Below are 19,487 nucleotides of genomic sequence, written 5' to 3'. Positions count from 1 at the left end.
TCGCTGGCGACTAGCCTATGGGAGTCGCACGACACGGAACCGGACCGGTAGCGGCGCTTCGGGCGTTCGGGTCGCAAGTGCATCCGGTGTTCATGCTCCCGCCGGTCGCCGCGTCGTGGTTCGGCAGCGTCCTCGCCGGGGAGTTCTCGCCCGTCGTCGGCGCGACGCACGCGCTCGCCGTCTTCTTCGCCGTCTACACCGCCCACGTCAAGGACGGCTACGTGGATTTCCACGTCCGGAGCGAGGACGACGACCACCCGCTGTCGGTCGACGGCTGTCGCCTCGCCCTCGCCGGTTCGACGCTCGGCTTCGCCGCCTGCCTCGGCGCGCTCTGGGCGCTTGTCGGCCCCGTTGCCGCCGCGGTGACGCTACCCTGCTGGGTGATCGGCTACCTCCACGCACCGCAGTTGGACATGCGTGCGGCGACGACGACGCTGGGGTATCCGACCGGCATCGCGCTCGCAATCGTCGGCGGTTACTACGTGCAGGTCGGCGCGTTCGACCCGACGCCGCTCTCGTTCGCGCTCGTCTTCCTCGTGATGCTGACGGGCGTGAAGATCATCGACGATTCGAAGGATTACGAGTACGACCGCTCCATCGGCAAACGGACCGTCGCCGTCGTCTTCGGACGACGCGACGCGCGGCGACTCGCCTACGCGTTCGTAGTCGCTGGGCAGGGCTTCGTCGTCGGGTTCGTTTTCCTCGACGTGTTCCCCGTCGGGGCCGTCGTCGCCGCCGCGGCCATGGGCGTCGTCGCCGCCGTCTCCGCGCGGACGACGGATCCGACGCTGGCGACGATGCTGCTGGTTCGGGGGTCGTACGTCTTCCTGGCGATGCTCCTCGTGGCGGTTCGGTACCGGCCGCTCTCGTGAGTCGACGCCGACCCGAGAGCGGTCTGTCGACGGTCGGTCCGAGGGTGTCGACGGTCAGTCCGCGATGGACGGTTCGTCGCCGAGTTGGACGTTCTCGTTGATGAGCGCGACGAGGTTCGCGTACGGGATGAACGCGATGAACTCCTCGTCGTCGGTGAAGATGTTGATGCCGTACTCGTCGCGTTCGTAGTCGGCGCACTCCATGTCGCCGTCGGGGAGGATTGCCCTGTACATACGGTATCGACCAACAAGGAGATACTTGAAACGTCGGTCCGACTCGGCCCCGTCCTTCGGCCGCCGGGTCCCCGTGTTGGTGTTCGAGTCGCCGGGTCCCGACACTCGTCCGACGAGCAGTATCTATATCTACGCCCGCCGAGAGGGTGAGACGTCCGTAGATGTTTTCTAAGTTGACTTTCAATTATCGGGACCAGTCACGGGACGACCGGAGGGGAGGACGTGTCGACGACGACGATTAGAGTCGTCGCGGTGCTTCTGGTCGTGATGGGCGTCGAGACGACGGTGTACCTCTGGCAACTCAAGGAGTTGGAGGTTGGGGGAACCGACGTCGAGTATCTTGGAACCATCGCCGTCGTCTTCTTCGCGTGCTGGGTCGTGCTGTTCTCGGCCGTTTTGCTCCGGGTGGCGGTGACCGGAGAGCCGAGGGTCGTCTGAGTCGGCCTCGAACACGCCGACTGGCGGTCCGAGTTCGACGCGCGGGGCCGAAACGGTGAAACCGCGAGACGGTACGGCGTCGAAACGGTTCGAAACGGTTCGAAACGGTCGGCGACGAACGGTCGACGACGATGACAAGCGGGTACTAACCCCGCGGCGAACGCCGCGCCGAACCACTTAGCAGCCCGATAACTAACATTCTGAGTGTCCTCCTTGTTGATGTGAACGACCTGACTGGCTTCCAACGAGACCTGCTGTTCGTCTGTGCGGGACACGACCACCCCTCGGGACAGGACATCAAAGTCCACATCGAGGAGTACCTCGGCGGCGAGGTCAACAACGGTCGTCTCTACCCGAACCTCGACATCCTCGTCGAGGCGGGCCTCGTCGAGAAAGGAACCCTCGACCAGCGGACGAACTACTACGAACTGACCGAGAAAGGCCGCAACGCCATCCGCCAGCGCTGGGCGTGGGAGCGGCGCCAGCACGGCCGCGCGTCGGACGCGCGTAGCGACAACACGGTCGGCAGCAGCGCCGACTAACTACGACTATCGGACCTTTTACGAGCGCCGCAGACGAGAGCGGAGCGTGTCAAATTTCGTCAGGCCCGGCCCCCTCTACTTCGCCGTGCTCACGATTTTGATGACGTCGCCTTCCTCCAACTCGTAGGAATCCGAGATGCGGCGCTTCGACTTGGCGTCGACCGCGTGGAGATAGCCCTCGCCGATGTCGGAGTGGACGGCGTAGGCTAAGTCCGCGGGCGTCGACCCCCGGGGTAAGAGGAACGCATCGGGCAACACGTTCCCCTGCCCGTCGGTCCACTTCGACTCGTTTTGGACGGGGTACGCCGTCAGGTGGTCGAGCAGGTCGTACACGGCGGTGTTTATCGCCTGCTGGACGCCGGTGCCGCCGTGTTCGGCCATCACGTCGCGAATCTGTTCGAGGCCCTTCCGCTGGGCGTCGGTCACGTCGCCGACGAGTTCGAAGTTCTCGTCGCCGGGGTCGTAGTCGACGATGCCCGCCTCGGCCGCGCGACGAAGCGCGAGTTCGCCGTCCGCCGTGGCGGGGACGACGAGTTTGTCGGTCTCACGAAGTCGTCGGATGTTCTCCTCGGGGGCGATGTCGACTTTGTTGGCGACGAGAACGATGGGTTTCGTCCGCGCGCGCACGTCTCGCGCCAAGGCTTCGCGGTGCTCGTCGGTCCACTGCATCGGGTCCGCGGGGTAGTCGATTTCGCGGAGGCTGGCGGCCACCTCGTACTCCGATGCGCCGAAACCGGTGAGCAACTCCGCGAGCGCGTCGTCGATGTCGAAGTCGGGCGACCGTGATTTGCGCTCGATCGACTCCCAGTTGCGGTCGACGATGCCCGCCAACCACTGGTCCATCTCCTCTTCGATGAAGTCCACCTCGTCGAGCGGGTCGTACGTGCCGACTTCGACCGGTTCGCCCTCCTCGTCGGTGCCGCCGGAGGCGTCGACGACGTTGACGATGACGTCGGCGTTCGTCAGTTCGTCGAGGAACTGGTTTCCCAGTCCTTTGCCCTCGTGCGCGCCGGGGACGAGTCCGGCCACGTCGAGCAGTTCGACGGGGACGTAGCGCTTGCCGTCCTCGCAGTTGCCGCAGCGCTCGTCGCGGTCGAGACAGGGACACTCCGTCCGCGCGTACGTGACGCCGCGGTTGGCGTCGATGGTGGTGAAGGGGTAGTTCGCCACGTCCACGTCCGCCATCGTGGCCGCGGTGTAGAACGTCGATTTGCCCGCGTTCGGCTTGCCCGCGAGCGCGATGGTGAGCATACCTACCGTTCCGCAGTCGCGGGGAATTTCCTTTCGGTTAGAAGAGACTACTCGATCTCGCGCGTCATATCCGAGCGGACCAGTTTCACTTCGCCGCGGGCGCGCATCGAGCCGTCGACGGTCGCGCCCTCGTGGACGACGAGGTCCGAACAGACCACGTCGCCGAGAACGCGCGCGTCGTCGGCGACGTGGACGGTTCCCGACCGGGTGGTCACGTCGCCGTGCACGCGGGTATCGGAGCCGACGAAGATGTCTCCGCGGGCGCGGAGGCTCCCGAAGATGTTGTCTCGCTCGCCCACTCGGATGGACTCGGCGCGGACGTTGCCGTGGAGTCGGCAGTCGCTGCCGATGCGTGCGGGCGTCGAGACGCGCCAGGCGTCGTCGGAGACGTGACCGCCGCGGGGGACGACGAGCGGGTCGCGCTGTTCGTCGCCGTCGGCCATCGCCGCCGCGAGTTCGTTGGCGGCGTCGCGCTCGCCGAGTTTCAACAGCTGTGAGAGGACGATGAAGTAGAAGACGAGCGTCGGCACCGGGTTACGGATGACGATCCAGCCGCTGGCCTCGAAGCCCTCGTCGATCTCGACGTCGTCGCCGATGTCCAAATCGCCCGAGACCATCAGGCGACCGCCGATGTGGACGCGCTCGCCGAGGTACGCGTCGTCGCCGACGAGGACGTTGCCGGCGACGTCGCACCACATGTCGAGGCGGCAGTCGCCGTCGGCTTCGATGTCGCCGCCGAAAGAGGCGCGCTCGCCCGCGGCGAGGTTCCGGCCGCGGACGCCGAAGTCGACGGTGGCCTGGCTACCGACGATGACGTCGCCGTCGGTGACCAGGTCGTGTTCCTCGACGGTCGTTCCGTCGGGGATGCGGAGAGCGTCGAGCGGGTCCTGACCGGGTGGCACAGTGCGCACCAAAACGTCAGGGATAATAAACCGTCCGCAAGACGCCCGGCGGACGACGAGCCACGTTTTTACGTTCCGGTGGCCAACGGCGGGTATGACTGTCCTCTCTTTCGACGAGCAAGGCGTGGACGTGGTGTACGACGGAACCGAGTTCCGCCTCGAAAAGGAACTCATCGAGGACGCGACGCAGAAGTCCTACCCCGACGTGACCGACCACGAGGTGCTGAAGATCGTCGAGAAGCAGCCCGAGTTGAGCGGCGAACCGCGACGTATCGGCGACATTCTGGCGTAAACGACTCCGTCAGTCACTCTCGCCGACCGGAAGTCCGGTCTCCGCGTCGAATACCGTTTCTAACGGCGGGACGGAATCCGGACGAACCGTCAGTTCGCCGGCGTCGAACTCGGCGAGTCCCACCTCGTCGAACTTCGGGAGGTGGACGTGATACAGTTCGTGGGCGAGATGGCCGTGCTGCGGCGGCTCCGCGTCGTTCGTCTGTGGCTCTCGCTCTTCGATGAGACGTGCGAGTTCGTCGACCGAGAGAACGTCGGCCGTCGCCGATTCGAGACAGTACCAGAGATGTCGGCGGCGTGCGTCCGAAAGCAGATCGAAGAGAACGTCGGTCGAGTTCTGGTCGGGGTCTTCGCCAAGCACTACGCGTAGCTACTCTCTCACACACCATGAGGCAACAGCGTGCATTTCCCCGCAGCTTATATACGGATGAGTACTCTCCCGTACCGATGTTGACCGATCGGGGGGTAGTACGGTGATTGTCGTCGAGTTTACCCTCGACCATTCGATACTGCGCGAGGCGCTACAGCGGGCACCGGGGACGAAGATCGTTTGGGAACGGTCCAATGCCGTCGACGGCGACCGCGTCCGAATTCTCGTCTGGGTCGAGAGCGACGAGTTCGAGGCGTTCGAGCGGGCCGCCGAGGAGGACCCGACCGTCAGGTCGCTGTCGACAGTCGTCGCCACCGACTCCAGACGGCTCTACCAGACGGAACTACGCGGCGAAGGACTCGAAACGAGTATCTATCCGCTGGTCGTCGAGGAGGGAGGCGTCATCCACGACCTCACGGCGACTCACGAGGGGTGGCAGTTTCGGGCGGAGTTCCCCGGCCGGGAGTCGTTCGCTCGCTGTCACGCGTTCTGCCGCGAGCGCGACGTCGACTTCGAGTTTCACCGACTCTTCGAGGAACGAGAGGAGTCGACCGTCGAGGAGTACGGGCTGACGACCGCCCAACGCGAGACGCTCCTCGCGGCGGTGACGGGCGGCTACCTCGAAATCCCGCGCGAACAGTCGCTGGCGGAACTCGCCGACGAACTGGGAATCTCCGGAAACGCGGCATCCGAGCGGTTCCGCCGGGCGGTGAAGACGTTGGTCGAGAACGCGCTCCGTCCTGACGACGAGCGCAAGCGAGCGAGCGACGGACGGCCCGAACGAGAGCACTCCCCCGCGAGCTGAGCGAGGTCGCCGTTCCGATTACTGAGGCAGGACGTCCGCGAACACGTCGTCGTGGAGGCGTGACGAGACATCGTCGGCCAACGCTCGGAGGTTCACCGTGTCGTCGCGGTTGTACGAGACGAGCGTGTCGAGCGCCTCGTCGTCGCCGCGTTCGTACTGTCGCCAGAGACGAACCGCGTCGCGGCCCGAGAGGTCCGGCCGGTCGCGTTCGATTCCCAGGTCTCTCTCGATTTGCTTGAGTCCCCCGGAGAACCCCAACGTCTTGCAGGGGTACATCAGGTCGAGGTGCGGCGCGTCGACGTCGATGTCGAACGACTCCTCCAGGAAGGGCGCGTCGAAGCGAATACCGTTGAAGGAGACGAGAAGCGGCGCGTCCGCGAAGTGCTCGCGCAGCGTCTCCGCTGCGAGGTCCTGCCCGCGGACGAGCGTCGTCGTCTCGCCGCCGCGGTGGAGACTGACCGTCGTCACGTCGGCGTACGAGGCGTCGAGTCCGGTCGTCTCGATGTCGAAGAAACAGGCGTCGTCGCGGAAGTTCTCGTACAGTCGCCAGCGCGCGCTGCTCGGGAGCGCGGCGTCGAAGTAGCGCGAGTCGCCGGCGTCGAGGCGGTCGGTCGCTTCGGCGATGAACGTCTCGATGCGGTCGGCGGTGGTCTCGCCGACGGCGGACCGCTCGAACTCGTCCCAATGGGTGACACCCGACTCCCAGAGGCGGCGCTCGGTCTTCTCGCCGACGCCGCGGACGGGGATGAAACTGTTCTCGATTCGCACGTCCGTACGCCGGAGACGGGGAAACCTAAACCCGTCGCACCGTCACGGAGAGCGGACAACCCGACGACCTAACTCGCTCGGTGTCCTTCGATACTACATGTGTGGTCGTTACAGCCTCTTTACGCCGCAACCCGAACTCGAAGACCGGTTCGAGGTTACCGCCGAACGTCCGCTCGAACCACGGTACAACTGCGCGCCCGGCCAGCAACTGCCGGTCATCAGGAACGATGCGCCAGACACGCTGCGGTTCGCCCAGTGGGGGTTCATTCCCACGTGGGCGGAGTCACGCTCGAAGTCGTTCATCAACGCCCGCGCCGAGAGCGTCGCCGAGAAGCGGAGTTTCCGCGAGGCGTTCGAGCGACGTCGCTGTCTCGTCCCCGCCGACGGATTCTACGAGTGGACGCCGCGCGAGAACGGTGACGGCAAGCAACCCTACCGAGTCGCGTTCGAGGACGACCGCCCGTTCGCCATGGCCGGTATCTGGGAGCGGTGGACGCCGCCGGAAGCCCAGACCGGCCTCGACGAGTTCACCGACGACGGCGGCGCGGGTGACCCGGAACCGATCGAGACGTTCGCGATACTCACGACGGAACCCAACGGGGTGGTGTCACCGCTTCACGACCGGATGGCCGTCGTCCTCGCGCCCGAGGAAGAAGAGGAGTGGCTCACCGCCGACGCAGACGAGGCGTCGACGCTCTTGGACCCGTATCCCGAAGCCGAGATGCGGGCGTACCCAGTCTCGACGCGGGTGAACAGTCCCGCGAACGACTCCGCAGCGTTGGTCGAAGAAGTGACTTCGACGTGACGGTGATCGACACAGTTTGGATATAGCGATATACAGTACATATGCTGTCGTAACGACGATCCGCGAGTGCAGAGATTCGGATAGCACGTCAAACGGGACATCACGGCAAGGCATCGAAGCCGTGTACTCGATTACGCGGGGTGAGGCGAAAGTGACGGACCGCCGTGGGGCGCGTTCGGATATCGAACCCGTAACGCTCCGCGTCTCGCCGGGACTGACGCTCTCACGACGAATTGCCGTGCGGCGTTCTCGGCGGACGGCTACCGAAGTGCACTCGTCACTCGGATACCGGGTCGAGTACTACGTCGGTCATCTATCTAGAAATCTCGACAGAGAGATAGACAGATATATTCAGGAACAGCCTTCGAAGGTGCTCCCCGGAAAGCCACCGAGTACGGCGTACTGATTCGATTTCCTCGAAACGCACGGTATCGAAAGGGGTCCGACAACTCAGAGTATCGAATAGATGTTCGACTCGTACGTCTCCCGAACCTGGCCACCCCAGTTGTGGGTGTACGTATCGATGATGTCGGTGGCGACGTCGCCGCGGAGGTATTTGACGATGCCGCGGTCGCCGGTCCGGTCGCGGAGATGCGTCGTGAAGAAGTGTCGGAAGTAATGCGGTGTGACGTTCTCGGTCGCGCCGCCGCCGGGGCGGTACCAGCCGGCGTCGCTCGCGTAGGTGGTGACGACGTTGTGGACGGCGTTGGGGGTGAGTCGTTCACCCCACCCTTCGCTCGTCCCGACGAACAGCGGGTCGGCGGGCGAAACGACGTCCGGACGAACTGCCAGCCACGATTTCAGGAGTCGGAGGAGTTCGTCGTCGACTGGAATCACCGTGTCGCGTTTTCGCTTGTTCGACGCCGACCGGACTTCGCCGTTGGTCTGCTCGCCGACCGTCGGAGCCGAGGAGACGAAAATCGAGTTCGGGCGGGTGTCCAACTGCGGTCGACCGCCGAGGTCGTAGGCGGTCGACAGCTGCGGGTCGTCGAGCGACACGTCCCGAAGGTCAAGGTTGCAGAGTTCACCCACACGGATGCCGGTCTTGAGGAACGTCCCGACAAGTGCGCGGTGAAGCGGATGGCGGACGTCGGCGACGAACGCCCGCATCGTCGGCACGTCGATGTCGCGGCGGGTCGGATCCTTCTCGATGGACTCGTCCATCTCCTCGGTGACGAGCGTCATCGGGTTGGAGTCGAAGACGCCGACCTGCGTCATGTAGCCGTAGAAGCGGTGGAGGTACGCGGCGTAGATGGCGACCGTACTCGACGCGACGGTACCGCGGAGCGAGTGGACCCACGCCATGCAGTCGCGGTGGGTCGCGTCGGCGGGTGCGGTCGACCGACCCGCGGGATTACTGGCGGGGTCGCCGAGGAACGACTCGAACCGACGCAGCACTCGTTCGTACTCGGTTCGGGTTCGCTCGGACTTGCCGTGGTACTCCATATCTTGGAGGAAGTAACCGACGGGGTCGTCGGTCTCTTCACCCTTTCCGGTCGACTCACTCGCCATCGGTCACCACGTATCCCCCTTCCCGCCCGTTGTACCGGATTCGGTTCGACGACTGCAGCGAGTCGAGCGCGTCTTCGAGTCGACTCTCGAAATCTCCCGAGAGCGCTTCGACCAGTTGACTCCACGACATGACGCCCCGTCGGTGGAGCACTTCTTGGACCCGATCTTCGAGTACGTTACCCCCGGGGTTCGAGTGGTCAGGAGGGGCTTCCGGATTCTCGTCCGGCGCGTCGAGATCGAAGTCGCGTCGACCCGCCTGTACCATCGTCCGAACGAACTCGCTTTGGGTCATCTCGAGTTCCTCGGCGTGGTCGGCCCACTGTTCTTTCTGGTACGTCGGCACGTAGGTCTTCACCGCCGACCGACTGGTGTCCGGTTCGCTCACGGTTTGGCGTCGGACCCTGTCCACATCAACCTATCCCTACGCACGAATCTTAGTACGCTAAGATATATCTCTAGGGTCGTGATTGCACGGTGTATAGACAGTAAAGATAGAGCTATGGCACTATAGCTAGTTGTATTGGTCACACATTCCAATCTGTGCGTCGAATCCAGCGAAGGGCCCTTTCACGACGAGTGCTGGAGATCGGGCCGAAAATATCCGAGTCGGCGACGAGAATTTCGGTGTGGTCGACGACGTCGGAGCGAAATCGAGTCGTGGAAACGAAGTTCCCGGAGACTACACGCGAATCGCCGTCTCCGGCGACACGTCAGAGAGCAACGATTTGACCCGGTCGACCGCGCTGCTCCGTTCGGCATCGTTCTCCATCAGTACGGTCTCACTCGGGAACAGGTGGTCGCCGAGAACGAGGCCGTGGTCGCGCGCCGTCGAGCCGGTCATCGTGAGGTAGACGCCGAGTCCGGTGTTGGCGATAGCCTCCTCCTCTTCGCTCTCGTCTTCGGGGTAGCGGAACTCGACGTCTTCGATGGCGTCGGTTCCAAGTACCGCCTCGACGAGTCGTTCGTACCGAGGCGAGATGCACAGCGGCCCCTCGTACGCTGCGACGAACGACCGGTCGAGCGTCGCTCCCGCGGGGAGCGTCTCCGGCGTCGCCATCAGCGTATGGTAGACGGTGTCGCCGAGACCGGTGACGACGCGAACGTCCGATTCCATCGGGTCGATTCGGGCGTTGATGTCGCCGAGACTGTCGACGCCGTCGGATTCGAGGCTGACGACCTCCTCTAACACGAGGTCTGCGCTGTCGAATCCGAGGGCGAACTCGTGGGTTCGCAGCGCACGAAACGGCTCCTCCCGGCCGACGAGCTGTACGTCGACGCCGTCGAGAGAGAGCGTCACGCTGTCGAAGACGATGCGGCGCGGCAGACCGTCCCGGTCGTCCCGCAGGAGGGTGTACTCGGGTTTTCCGGGGTCCGAGAGGTCGCTGTACTCGGCGAGTCGGTCGTACACCGTTCGGTCGTCGGCGGTGCTGCCCTTCGTGACCGATTTTTCGTACCGGAGCGTCGAGGAGATGTCGTCGGCGACCGAATGCGAATGCGTGCCCGCCACAGTCGCGAGGCGTTCGAGTACCGCTTCGAGCGGGCGTCCCTTCCGTGGAACGGCGACGGACACGGTCTGTGTCATTGTCCGCTCAAGGATGCGGTGTCGTAAACCGATTACGTTTCGAGAGATTCTCGGAAGATACGCGTCTGCGGCCAGTCTGTTACTGTTCGCCACCGAAGACGCTGCTGAGGCGGTCGCGGAACGCGTCGAGTTCCTCGAGTTCTTCCTCGATGGCGTCGAGTTCGGCCTTCAGTTCGGCGCGTTCGTCCGCACCGAGTTCTTCGACGGAGACGATGCGCGCGTCGAGTTCCGCGAGGTCACCTCGAACCTCGCCCATCTCGTCGTCCAGCGATTCGACGTCGTCGGCGACGGCGATGACGGATTCGTCGACACCGTCGAGTCGCGAGGAGACGCGGTCGACGCGTCCGTCTACGTTTTCGACCGCCGAATCGAGGTCGTCGCGCTCCTCGCGAAGCACGTCGAGTTCGGACTCCAGTCGGTCGGCCGTCGCCGACAACGTGTCGAGTTCCGTCCGGAGTCCGGAGACGAGTTCCTCGGCGGTGCCGTTCTCGTCGAGGAAGGTCGCGAGCGCGTCGGAGTACGCTTCGAGGTCGTCCATCTGCGACTGGAGACGTCGAATCCGGACGTCAACGCTCCGCGGTAACCCGAGGTCCAACTCCTCGCGGAGCAGTTCGAGATCGTCTTCGTCGACGTCGCCCGAGCGAATTTCGTCGGCGAGTGCCCCGGCCACGCCCGTCTCCGACCGCGGGGACGGGACGGCGGCTTCGACGGCGTCGGAGTGGGGTCCGACCTCCGATTCCGTCTCGGAATCGGCGTCTACAGCGACCGAGGTCGTCGATTCGTGGTCGAACTGCTCGCCGAGCGGGTCTGCGTCCGACGGGCGGGCGACGACGGCGGCGGTGAGGTCCGTCGAAAGCGAACGCGGGACCGGTGAGAGTTCACCCGCCGACGGGGCGTCGGGGACGTCGGGGGCGTCGAGTTTCTGAGGGTCGTCACCGCCACCGACGGGAGACTCGTCCACCGCGTCACCCGATTCGGAGTCGAGAGCGTCGGTTTCGACCCCGACCTCGTCGGGGTCCGCGAACGGGTCTTCGAGCGCGATTGGCTCCGCTTCGTCGTCCGTCGGTTCCTCTGTCGACGCGTCGTCGGCCTGCGGCGACGCTTCCTCGGGCACCGCGTCCGAGGTTTCGACGAGCGGGTCGTCCGCGAGCGGATCTTCGAGTTCGAGCGGTTCCGACACGTCGTCGCTCGACTCCGAGGAGACGTCTTCCGAATCGGCCGAAAGCGGGTCGTCGCCGTCGAGTCCGGGTAGCGCGGTCGCGTCGTCGGCGAGAGCGGTCCGTACCGGCCGAGAACTGTCGGCACCGACCACCTCTTCGACGGAGTCGTCGCCGGGGACGATCGTTTCGAGCGTCGGGTCGGTGAGAAACGCCGAGATATCGTCTCCGTCGTCGACTCGAACGCCGTAGACGGTCAGCACCTCCTCGTGCGGTTCGAGCGAGCGTTCGTACTCGACGAGTTGGTCCTCGTAGGCAGTCCAGTTCGCGCTCTCGTAGTCGGGGTGGAATCCGACACGTTCCATCGAGAACGACTCCGGGATGTCGTCGGAGAGTCGTACGTCGACGTGGTCGTCGCGCTCTGAGCGGACGACGAACTTGACGGCGGGGACCGGAAACTCGTCGGCCGCGAACGTCTTCTCGACCGTCACGCCCCCCGCAGACACCGATACCGCTTCACCGTGATCTGACTCTTGGCTCATCTACCGGGTAATTCCGTAGATAGTACATAAAACAACCGGCGAACGTATCGGTATCAACGAGGGTCGGCGAACGAACCGAGTCGCTCAGAGGTCGACTCGGTCGCCGATGGAGACGATAGTCAGCGCTTTCGGGTAGGCGTAACTGGCGGCGTGGTCGTGCAGCGCCGTCGGGTCGGCAGTCATGCCGCGCCACATGTCCCAGTGGCTCGGTAGCAGGCGGTCGAACTGGAGGCTGCTGGCGGCCTCGATTATCTCGTTTTCGGTGCTGTACCACTTCGTGGGGACCATCTCACCGGTCTCCTTGTTGGGAATGTTCCCGATGGAGCCGAACGCGAGGATGCCGAGGTCGATGTCGTACTGTTCGCCGATGTCCTCGAACGCGTCGCTCGGCTTGGTGTCGCCGCCGTGGAAGATAGTGCCCGCGTCGTGTTCGATAACGTAGCTCACCGGGTGCGTCGCGTCGGCGTCGGCGGCGAGTTCGACGTGGACCGTGAACTCGCCGACCTCGAAGGAGTCACCCTCCGAAACTTCGGTGAACTGGTCGTCGCTGACGTCCCAGACGTCCGTCCAGTTCTCCTCCTCGCGGGCGACGGCGAGGCTATCGTCGGGTGCGTAGAACTGTGCGCCCGTCCCTTCGAGAATCGGGGCCTGACTCGGGCCGTGGACGTGATCGACGTGTTCGTGCGTCGCGAGAAGTGCGTCGGCTTCCTCCACGTCTTCGGGATCGAACGGAACCGGAATCATCCGGATCGTCCGCGGAGGGTCGCCGACGCCGAGATACGGGTCGACGAACAGCGTCGTTCCGCGGTTGCCCTTGATGACGAAACCGTTACATCCGAGATACCAGACGGCGACAGTCTCGGGTTCGGCCGTCGCGACGGCGCGCGGCAGCCAATCACCCCAGTCACTACCGGTCATATTTCACCATCGACGGGGGACGGACTAAGTGTTGTGGACTCCGGCGGTTACAGCGGTTCGTCGCCCTCGACGATACGCATCGCCCGTTCGCCGAGCGCGGGCACCTGCGTCTCCATCTGCGGGTAGAGATCGTCGTCGGAGTTACCTTCGAGGTACCGCCGGAAGAACATCTCGCCGAGGGCCGCGAGTTTGTACACCGCCAGTGCCCGGTAGAAGCGGTCGTGTTCGTACTCGAAGCCGGTCGCGTCCTCCCACCGCGAGACGAGTTCGCGGCGAGTCGGATACTCCGGATGCTCCATGAACGTCGTCGTCAGATCCGGAACTTCGGGTTCGGGGTCGTCGGCGTCGCGCCAGTACGAGAGCATCCATCCCACGTCCGTCCGCGGGTCGCCGAGCGTCGACAGTTCCCAGTCGAAGACGGCGTTGATTTTCGGTGGTGTCCCGGGTGCGTACATCACGTTGTCGAGCTTGTAGTCGCCGTGGACGAGCGTGTGCGGATACTCCTCCGGGACGTTGTCGGTGAGCCAGGACATCACGTCGTAGAGGACGGGGACTTCGCGTTCCTCGGTCGTCCGCGAGAACGCCCACGTCAGCTGTTCGGACCACCGCCTGACCTGTCGTTCGGTGAACCCGTCGGGGTAGCCGAACTCGCCGAGACCGACGGAGTCGGGGTCGACAGCGTGAATCGTCGAGAGCGTGTCGACGAGTTGCGTGCCGATTCCCTCCCGGTGCTCGGGGACGACGAACCGTTCGGGTTCCGAGTCGCGGAGCACGTCGCCCTCCACGCGCTCCATCACGTAGAAGTCGCTGCCGAGCACGTCGTGGTCCTCGCAGGCGAGGATGGTGGGGGCCAGCGGCACGTCGGTAGCCTGTAGTGCGTCCATCACTCGATACTCCCGGAGAACGTCGTGAGCGCTGGAGGCCGTCTCACCCGGCGGAGGACGGCGAATCACGAGGTCGCGCTCGCCCCACCTGACGAACAGCGTCTCGTTCGAGTGGCCCTCTTGGTGGTGATCGACGGCGTACGCGTCGTCGTCGACGGACCCGAGTTCCGCAGCGAGATACTCGCGGAGGCGATCGGGGTCGACGAGACGAGTGAAGTAGTCGCCCTCGCGTGCCATGCGTGTACACGCGCACCCGAAGCATGAATAACTGTGTGTCGAGGCGGGACACAGCGTGTCATCTCGGACGAAGTCGATCGGATTCGAGCGTATTCGGACAAATTCGGACGAGCGTTCGAACGACGAGCGGAGAGATAGCGTCTGAACACCCACACATATATCCTATTTCGATATACTAAATCGGGTAGTGTGGCCAGAGGTCCGAAGGCGAACCGATCGTTCGCGTTCACCCACGAGAGAGGCCGTGTGTCGGAGACGCGAGGTCCGGTATTGGTTTCGGGCGCTCGGTGCCGTCCATCCGCCCGAACGCGGAAACCCAAACTCGCAGAAAGTGTTCGTCAGGTTGCAGACGAGAGCCGATATGAACCGCCGTGGGTTCCTCTGTTGGCTTGGCGTTCTCGCAGCCAACTTTCACGGGGTGTTTCGACCGGATAGCGTTTTCCGGGTCGAAGACGCTCGGCAGACTCACCGTCAGCAACTCCGGACACGCGTTCGACCTCCGAGTCGACGGGGGAGCATGACACGAGTGACCTGCAGGAACAGATCGGCCAGTCACCCGAATGCGTCGTCACCTCGGTACGCTACCGACCCGGCCCCGACACCGACCAACCAGTATACGTTCTCGTTCGGGACGGCCGTGATCGACTCGTTGGAGCAGTCAGCCGACGACCGACGAACGAATCGAACAGAAGCCACTAGCCGACAGTCGTGGACAGTTTCGGCGCGTACGCGCTCAACGGTACCGTTTCGAGACGGCGAGTCTCGACCTCATCGATCGTGATGTGAGACCGTTCGCCGCCCCAGTATTGTACCGACTATGCAAACGGTTTTGGACGCGCGTCGCCTACGGTTCCCAACCGATGGCGAACTCGATGGGAGAGATGCTCCGACAGGATATGCAGTGTGAGAGACTGCTGGAGTGTTTCCACGACCTCAAGGAGATAGACAAAGACGTCTTCCGACTGCTGAACGAGACCGAAGACCCGCTCACGGTCGACGAAGTCGCCGAGGAGATCGACCGCGAACGGTCGACGGCGTACCGCTCGGTCCAGCGGTTGCTGCAGGCGGGGTACCTCCAGAAAGAGCAGGTGAACTACGAACAGGGGGGCTACTACCACGTCTACCGACCGCGCAACGCCGACGAAATCGCCCAGGAGATGCAGCGGATGCTCAACGACTGGTACGCGAAGATAGGACAACTCATCGGCGAATTCGACGAGAAGTACGCCGAGGAACCGCCCCGCACACCGCTGGTCGAGAGCTAGCGGCGATACTTCCTGGTCTCGTCGCAACGGGTCGAGAGGGAGACTCGGAGTCGAACCTCCACTCTGCGGCGTAGTCCGAGAGGTCGGTCGAGCGCGCATCGAGTCCATCACGCTTTGCGCCGAAGACGGAGACAGTCGTGGCCGAGCGAAGAGCGCTGCGACGCGGCGGCGCTCAGTCGCGCTCGTGCCGTCCTTCTCCGAACTCCTCGACGATCTTGTCGCAGAAGGCGTCGAGGTCGTCCGGGTTCCGGCTCGTCACCACGCCCGCGTCGACGACGACTTCCTCGTCGACCCACTCGCCGCCCGCGTTTCTGATGTCGGTCTGGAGACTGTGATAGGAGGTAAGCGTCAGACCGTCGGCGACGCCCGCCTCGACCAGCGTCCACGGACCGTGGCAGATGACGCCGATGGGTTTGTCGGCGTCGAACAGCTCGCGGACGAACGTCACCGCGTCGTCGTCGGCGCGGAGTCGGTCCGCGCCCACGCAGCCGCCCGGGACGACGAGCGCGTCGTACTCGTCGGCGGAGACGTCCGAGAACGTCGTGTCGACCTCGAAGCTGTCACCCGCGTCGAGGTCATTGTTGACGGCCTCTGCGTCGTCGGTCTCGCTGCTGATAACGTCGACTGAGGCTCCGGCGTCCTCGACGGTCCCCTTCGGTTCGGTGAACTCGACCTGTTCGGTGCCTCGCTGTGCGATGAAGATCGCGACGTTCGTGTCAGTAAGTTCGTCTGCCATCGTGTTCTCCCACGTTACGGATCCGGCGTCCACATGCGTAAACAGCGTGTCGGGAAATACAAGTCCCCGACGCGAGTGGGTGCTCCCCCGAGCGGCGTCGGAGCAGTCGCTTCTTGTCACTCCGTCTCGAACGCGCTTCCGTGACCGACCGACTCGCCTCGCTCGCCGCCGAACTCCGCGACGCCGACACCGCCGTCGCGCTGACGGGCGCGGGAATCAGCGTACCATCCGGAATCCCGCCGTTTCGCGGCGACGGCGGCATCTGGGGTGACCAGTTCGATCCTGCCGCGTTTCACATCAGCCGGTTCGAGCGCGACCCCGCCGGATTCTGGACCGACCGTCTCGAACTCCACGACGCGATGCGACCGTCGGGCGTCGAACCGAACGTCGCCCACGAGGCGCTGGCGACGCTCGAACGCGTAGGCTTCCTCGACGCCGTCGTCACGCAGAACACCGACGGACTGCACGCCGAAGCCGGAAGTCGACGAATCGTCGAACTGCACGGCAACGCCGAGCGCGTCGTCTGTCGTCGATGTGGAGGGAAAGCGGCCGCCGGACCGGTCCGCGAGCGCGTCCGCGATGGCGAGAACCCGCCGTACTGCGACTGCGGCGGCGTCTACAAACCCGACGTCGTACTGTTCGGCGAGCAACTCGACAGGGAGACGCTCGCCGACGCCCGGGCGCTCGCCGAGGAGAGCGACGTGTTTCTCGCTATCGGGTCGTCGCTACAGGTCGAACCCGCGGCGTCGCTTCCGGCGACGGCGGCGCGGGCCGGAACGCTCACGGTCGTGAACCTCGACGAGACGCCGCGCGACGGCCTCGCCGACTACGTCTTCCGGGCAGACGTCACAGAGGTGCTCCCCGCGTTGGTCCGGACGCTCGGAGCGACGTGAGGCCGGTCGGGCGCTCTTCGAACGTCACCGACGGCCGTCGGGTCGTCCGACGGAGCAACCCTCGCCGACCGCGAGTGGACGCACCGACTACCGCTCCTGTTTCGGCGTCGTGAACGGGAGGCTCGCGGCGGTTCGCTGGGTGACCGTCGCCGTCCGGAGGATGAACGAGAACAGGAGGACTAAGGGGACGAGCCCGGCGGCTGCGGTGACCGGAAGCACTGCGAAGCGGACGAGCGGCGAGATGTCGCCCGGCGAGGTGGTCAGCGACAGTAGTACGACGACCGAGATCGTCTCCGCCGGAAGGCCCGCGTACAGCAGGACCCGCGACAGCGACGACAGTTCCTCCTGCAGGTAGACGCTCTTGAAGTACTGCCGGGCGATGTCGACCTCCTTGAACCGGTCGACGAGTCGGTCGAGCGCTTCGTCGGTCTCCTCGGTGAGGTCGTGTGTCACCTGAATCTTCCGCGCCCGATAGATCTCTTCGGCGTAGTTGGTCGTCAGCGTCGCCGAGAGCGCGCGAAACGTGCTCGTCTCCGACGACGTGAGCAGCGCGGTCACCGAATCGATGTGGCGCGTCACCGACGTGACGAGGTCGTCGATCTCGTCCCACGCGTCGTCGCAGCCCGGGCCGATGGCGAGGCCCCCGAGCCGCTGGGCTTCCTGCCGGGTGTTCTCCATGAGGAGGTCGAGGAACGGCGCCGGTCGCACGGGGGCGATGCGACCGGCCGCGTCCTCGACGCGGTGTTTGAACTCGTCGACGTTCTGTATCTGCGATTCGAGTTCCCCGGGCGTCTGCAGTTCGCGCGACAGGAGCAGTTGGTTGATGGAGACGACGACGGTGATGAGCGTGAGATTGCCGCTTATCAATCCGCTGAAGACGTAGTAGACGGGCTGGAGGCGACGAAACCTGATAACACGGAGGACGACGAGGAGATAGAACACGGCTAGCAGTCCGACCAACAGTAGAGCCGCGAGCGTGAGTCGGTCCCCCCGAAGCAGTACCCACTCTCGAATCCGGTCGACACGACTCCGTACGTCCTTCTCGGACGAGTCTCCTCCGTTCGTGTTCCGGTCAGCCATGACCAAGTGAACTACGGCGAGTCGACGGAAGAAAGTTGGTCGGCGGACCCTCGACGCCGGGCGACAGGCGACGAACGGCCGACGACGGATAGCCGACGACGCTCCGCGCTGTCACCTTTATCTGTCCGGCGGGCGTGGTTTCTGCCATGTCAAATGACAGGTTCAGCGTCGCCGGACAGACCGCCATCGTCACCGGGGCGTCGAGCGGCATCGGGAAGGCCATCGCCGAGGGGTTCGCCGCCGACGGCGCGAACGTCGTCGTCTGCTCGCGCGAGCAGGGCAACGTCGACCCCGTCGCCGAGGGAATCCGCGACGACGGCGGGTCGGCGCTGGCCGTCGAGTGCGACGTGACCGACCGCGAGGCCGTCGAGGCGCTCGTGGAAGCCACCGTCGAGGAGTTCGGCGGCGTCGACACGCTCGTCAACAACGCGGGCGCGTCGTTCATGGCCTCCTTCGAGGACATCTCGGAGAACGGCTGGAACACCATCGTCGACATCAACCTCACCGGCACGTTCCACTGCACGCAGGTCGCCGGTGAACAGATGCGCGAGAGCGGCGGCGGCAGCGTCGTCAATCTCTCCAGCGTCGCCGGCCAGCAGGGGTCGCCGTACATGAGCCACTACGGCGCGGCGAAAGCCGGCATCATCAACCTCACCACGTCGCTCGCCTACGAGTGGGCCGACCACGACGTTCGAGTCAACTGTATCGCGCCGGGATTCGTCGCGACGCCGGGCGTCGAGAGCCAGATGGGCGTCTCCGGCGAGGACATCGACCGCGACGAGGTGAAACGCCGCATCGGCGTCAGCGAGGAAATTTCGGACATTGCACAATTTTTAGCCACCCCCGCATCGTCGTACGTCGTCGGCGAGACCATCACCGCCCGCGGCGTCCCGCAGGTGATGGAGACGCCGGACGTCTGAGTCGGATCGGATCAGTCGGGCCGGTTCGTCTCGTCGTCGCCGACGAGCGCATCGACGACTCTGAACAGCAGGTAAAACGGCAGCAACGGGAACGTCAGCACCGCGATTCCCAGCCCGATGATGCTGCCGATGAGTCCCATTTCGGCGTCCGATGTGAAGTTTCGCTGCCGAGAGATCTGATTGTCCTCGTCGCTCGGTTGGTCGTTGTCCGGTGGGGCGCGAGCCATGTGAGACAGTTGGGGCCGCGGCCGGATGGGTCCTCACGTGGAAAATACAAGCGGACGAACGAGGAGCGTGGCGGTAGTCGGTTCGACCGTATCATGGCGATGTGCCCAATCTGCGAGTCGCTCGTCGACGAGAACAACCCGCCCACGCAGGGTCACTACCAGGGTGAGACGTACTACTTCTGCAGCGTCGAACACCAGTCGGAGTTCGAGGAGGAACACATCCAGTGAACGTCGTCGACGCTCGGTGAGAACCCGA

The 19,487-nt window shown here is 64.6% G+C and carries 24 protein-coding genes; 10 read left to right on the top strand and 14 right to left on the bottom strand.

Annotation, left to right across the window (positions count from 1 at the left end; genetic code table 11):
• Positions 1 to 17 precede the first annotated feature (17 nt).
• On the top strand, positions 18 to 872 hold the full coding sequence (locus LAQ74_RS05720; RefSeq protein ID WP_224335948.1) for a UbiA family prenyltransferase: 855 nt from the start codon (positions 18 to 20) through the stop codon (positions 870 to 872).
• Positions 873 to 926: 54 nt separating this feature from the next.
• On the opposite strand, the gene LAQ74_RS05715 is transcribed toward LAQ74_RS05720, so the two are convergent.
• Entirely contained in the window at positions 927 to 1,106 is a 180-nt protein-coding gene (locus LAQ74_RS05715; protein WP_224335946.1) for a hypothetical protein, read from the bottom strand.
• 222 nt (positions 1,107 to 1,328) lie between these two features.
• Between LAQ74_RS05715 and LAQ74_RS05710 the strand changes: the two genes are divergently transcribed.
• Positions 1,329 to 1,544 carry a hypothetical protein gene (locus tag LAQ74_RS05710; RefSeq protein WP_224335945.1) on the top strand — a complete coding sequence of 72 codons (216 nt, stop codon included), beginning with the start codon at positions 1,329 to 1,331 and terminating at the stop codon, positions 1,542 to 1,544.
• 221 nt (positions 1,545 to 1,765) lie between these two features.
• Positions 1,766 to 2,086, top strand: a complete 321-nt coding sequence (locus LAQ74_RS05705; RefSeq protein ID WP_224335943.1) for a PadR family transcriptional regulator — start codon at positions 1,766 to 1,768, stop codon at positions 2,084 to 2,086.
• A 75-nt stretch (positions 2,087 to 2,161) separates the two neighbouring features.
• Here LAQ74_RS05705 and LAQ74_RS05700 read toward each other — a convergent pair whose 3' ends face one another.
• Positions 2,162 to 3,337 carry a redox-regulated ATPase YchF gene (locus LAQ74_RS05700; RefSeq protein ID WP_224335941.1) on the bottom strand — a complete coding sequence of 392 codons (1,176 nt, stop codon included), beginning with the start codon at positions 3,335 to 3,337 and terminating at the stop codon, positions 2,162 to 2,164.
• A gap of 47 nt (positions 3,338 to 3,384) precedes the next feature.
• Positions 3,385 to 4,239, bottom strand: coding sequence for a polymer-forming cytoskeletal protein (locus LAQ74_RS05695; protein WP_224335939.1), 855 nt, complete (start codon positions 4,237 to 4,239; stop codon positions 3,385 to 3,387).
• Positions 4,240 to 4,333: 94 nt separating this feature from the next.
• Between LAQ74_RS05695 and LAQ74_RS05690 the strand changes: the two genes are divergently transcribed.
• The gene (locus LAQ74_RS05690) at positions 4,334 to 4,531 is read left to right on the top strand and encodes a DUF5800 family protein (RefSeq protein WP_224335937.1); all 198 of its coding nucleotides are present in this window, start codon (positions 4,334 to 4,336) and stop codon (positions 4,529 to 4,531) included.
• Between the two features lie 9 nt (positions 4,532 to 4,540).
• Here LAQ74_RS05690 and LAQ74_RS05685 read toward each other — a convergent pair whose 3' ends face one another.
• Positions 4,541 to 4,891 (bottom strand): DUF7344 domain-containing protein, encoded by a 351-nt coding sequence (locus tag LAQ74_RS05685; RefSeq protein ID WP_224335935.1) that lies wholly within the window; start codon positions 4,889 to 4,891, stop codon positions 4,541 to 4,543.
• A 112-nt stretch (positions 4,892 to 5,003) separates the two neighbouring features.
• On the opposite strand from LAQ74_RS05685, the gene LAQ74_RS05680 reads away from it, so the two are divergent.
• The gene (locus LAQ74_RS05680) at positions 5,004 to 5,705 is read left to right on the top strand and encodes a helix-turn-helix domain-containing protein (RefSeq protein WP_224335933.1); all 702 of its coding nucleotides are present in this window, start codon (positions 5,004 to 5,006) and stop codon (positions 5,703 to 5,705) included.
• Positions 5,706 to 5,723: 18 nt separating this feature from the next.
• Here LAQ74_RS05680 and LAQ74_RS05675 read toward each other — a convergent pair whose 3' ends face one another.
• Positions 5,724 to 6,473: a ribonuclease H-like domain-containing protein gene (locus LAQ74_RS05675; protein ID WP_224335932.1), complete on the bottom strand. Its 750-nt coding sequence runs from the start codon at positions 6,471 to 6,473 to the stop codon at positions 5,724 to 5,726.
• 97 nt (positions 6,474 to 6,570) lie between these two features.
• Between LAQ74_RS05675 and LAQ74_RS05670 the strand changes: the two genes are divergently transcribed.
• A complete protein-coding gene (locus LAQ74_RS05670; protein ID WP_224335931.1) occupies positions 6,571 to 7,278 on the top strand; it encodes an SOS response-associated peptidase in 708 nt (235 codons plus the stop codon).
• A 450-nt stretch (positions 7,279 to 7,728) separates the two neighbouring features.
• On the opposite strand, the gene LAQ74_RS05665 is transcribed toward LAQ74_RS05670, so the two are convergent.
• The 6 genes from LAQ74_RS05665 to LAQ74_RS05640 all read right to left on the bottom strand — a co-directional run bounded on the left by LAQ74_RS05665 (position 7,729) and on the right by LAQ74_RS05640 (position 14,110).
• On the bottom strand, positions 7,729 to 8,790 hold the full coding sequence (locus LAQ74_RS05665; protein WP_224335925.1) for a tyrosine-type recombinase/integrase: 1,062 nt from the start codon (positions 8,788 to 8,790) through the stop codon (positions 7,729 to 7,731).
• A complete protein-coding gene (locus LAQ74_RS05660; protein ID WP_224335923.1) occupies positions 8,780 to 9,175 on the bottom strand; it encodes a DUF5805 domain-containing protein in 396 nt (131 codons plus the stop codon). Before LAQ74_RS05660 ends, LAQ74_RS05665 begins: the two co-directional genes overlap by 11 nt.
• Positions 9,176 to 9,469: 294 nt before the next feature.
• Complete coding sequence (locus tag LAQ74_RS05655) at positions 9,470 to 10,372, bottom strand: phosphoribosyltransferase HisG-related protein (RefSeq protein WP_224335921.1); 903 nt, start codon at positions 10,370 to 10,372, stop codon at positions 9,470 to 9,472.
• A gap of 79 nt (positions 10,373 to 10,451) precedes the next feature.
• On the bottom strand, positions 10,452 to 12,071 hold the full coding sequence (locus LAQ74_RS05650; RefSeq protein WP_224335919.1) for a coiled-coil domain-containing protein: 1,620 nt from the start codon (positions 12,069 to 12,071) through the stop codon (positions 10,452 to 10,454).
• A gap of 84 nt (positions 12,072 to 12,155) precedes the next feature.
• Positions 12,156 to 12,989 (bottom strand): MBL fold metallo-hydrolase, encoded by an 834-nt coding sequence (locus LAQ74_RS05645; protein ID WP_224335909.1) that lies wholly within the window; start codon positions 12,987 to 12,989, stop codon positions 12,156 to 12,158.
• A 47-nt stretch (positions 12,990 to 13,036) separates the two neighbouring features.
• Positions 13,037 to 14,110 (bottom strand): phosphotransferase family protein, encoded by a 1,074-nt coding sequence (locus LAQ74_RS05640; protein ID WP_224335908.1) that lies wholly within the window; start codon positions 14,108 to 14,110, stop codon positions 13,037 to 13,039.
• 860 nt (positions 14,111 to 14,970) lie between these two features.
• Between LAQ74_RS05640 and LAQ74_RS05635 the strand changes: the two genes are divergently transcribed.
• Positions 14,971 to 15,375: a helix-turn-helix domain-containing protein gene (locus tag LAQ74_RS05635; RefSeq protein ID WP_224335907.1), complete on the top strand. Its 405-nt coding sequence runs from the start codon at positions 14,971 to 14,973 to the stop codon at positions 15,373 to 15,375.
• 172 nt (positions 15,376 to 15,547) lie between these two features.
• Here the strand turns inward: LAQ74_RS05635 and LAQ74_RS05630 are convergent, their stop codons facing one another.
• Complete coding sequence (locus LAQ74_RS05630; RefSeq protein WP_224335905.1) at positions 15,548 to 16,111, bottom strand: type 1 glutamine amidotransferase domain-containing protein; 564 nt, start codon at positions 16,109 to 16,111, stop codon at positions 15,548 to 15,550.
• Between the two features lie 140 nt (positions 16,112 to 16,251).
• Between LAQ74_RS05630 and LAQ74_RS05625 the strand changes: the two genes are divergently transcribed.
• Entirely contained in the window at positions 16,252 to 17,004 is a 753-nt protein-coding gene (locus LAQ74_RS05625; RefSeq protein WP_224335904.1) for a Sir2 family NAD-dependent protein deacetylase, read from the top strand.
• 87 nt (positions 17,005 to 17,091) lie between these two features.
• On the opposite strand, the gene LAQ74_RS05620 is transcribed toward LAQ74_RS05625, so the two are convergent.
• The gene (locus tag LAQ74_RS05620; protein WP_224335902.1) at positions 17,092 to 18,084 is read right to left on the bottom strand and encodes a DUF7972 family membrane protein; all 993 of its coding nucleotides are present in this window, start codon (positions 18,082 to 18,084) and stop codon (positions 17,092 to 17,094) included.
• A gap of 146 nt (positions 18,085 to 18,230) precedes the next feature.
• On the opposite strand from LAQ74_RS05620, the gene LAQ74_RS05615 reads away from it, so the two are divergent.
• The gene (locus LAQ74_RS05615) at positions 18,231 to 19,004 is read left to right on the top strand and encodes an SDR family NAD(P)-dependent oxidoreductase (protein ID WP_317987384.1); all 774 of its coding nucleotides are present in this window, start codon (positions 18,231 to 18,233) and stop codon (positions 19,002 to 19,004) included.
• A gap of 11 nt (positions 19,005 to 19,015) precedes the next feature.
• Here LAQ74_RS05615 and LAQ74_RS05610 read toward each other — a convergent pair whose 3' ends face one another.
• Positions 19,016 to 19,231 (bottom strand): DUF7535 family protein, encoded by a 216-nt coding sequence (locus LAQ74_RS05610; RefSeq protein WP_224335898.1) that lies wholly within the window; start codon positions 19,229 to 19,231, stop codon positions 19,016 to 19,018.
• Positions 19,232 to 19,324: 93 nt separating this feature from the next.
• Here LAQ74_RS05610 and LAQ74_RS20315 point away from each other — a divergent pair, with 93 nt between their 5' ends.
• Complete coding sequence (locus LAQ74_RS20315) at positions 19,325 to 19,459, top strand: hypothetical protein (RefSeq protein WP_255647761.1); 135 nt, start codon at positions 19,325 to 19,327, stop codon at positions 19,457 to 19,459.
• Positions 19,460 to 19,487 lie beyond the last annotated feature (28 nt).

It is taken from the genome of Haloprofundus halobius, assembly GCF_020097835.1.
Taxonomy (GTDB): Archaea; Halobacteriota; Halobacteria; order Halobacteriales; family Haloferacaceae; genus Haloprofundus; species Haloprofundus halobius.
The sequence above is the reverse complement of the archived record's forward strand: the minus strand, read 5'-3'. Positions and strand labels throughout refer to the sequence as shown.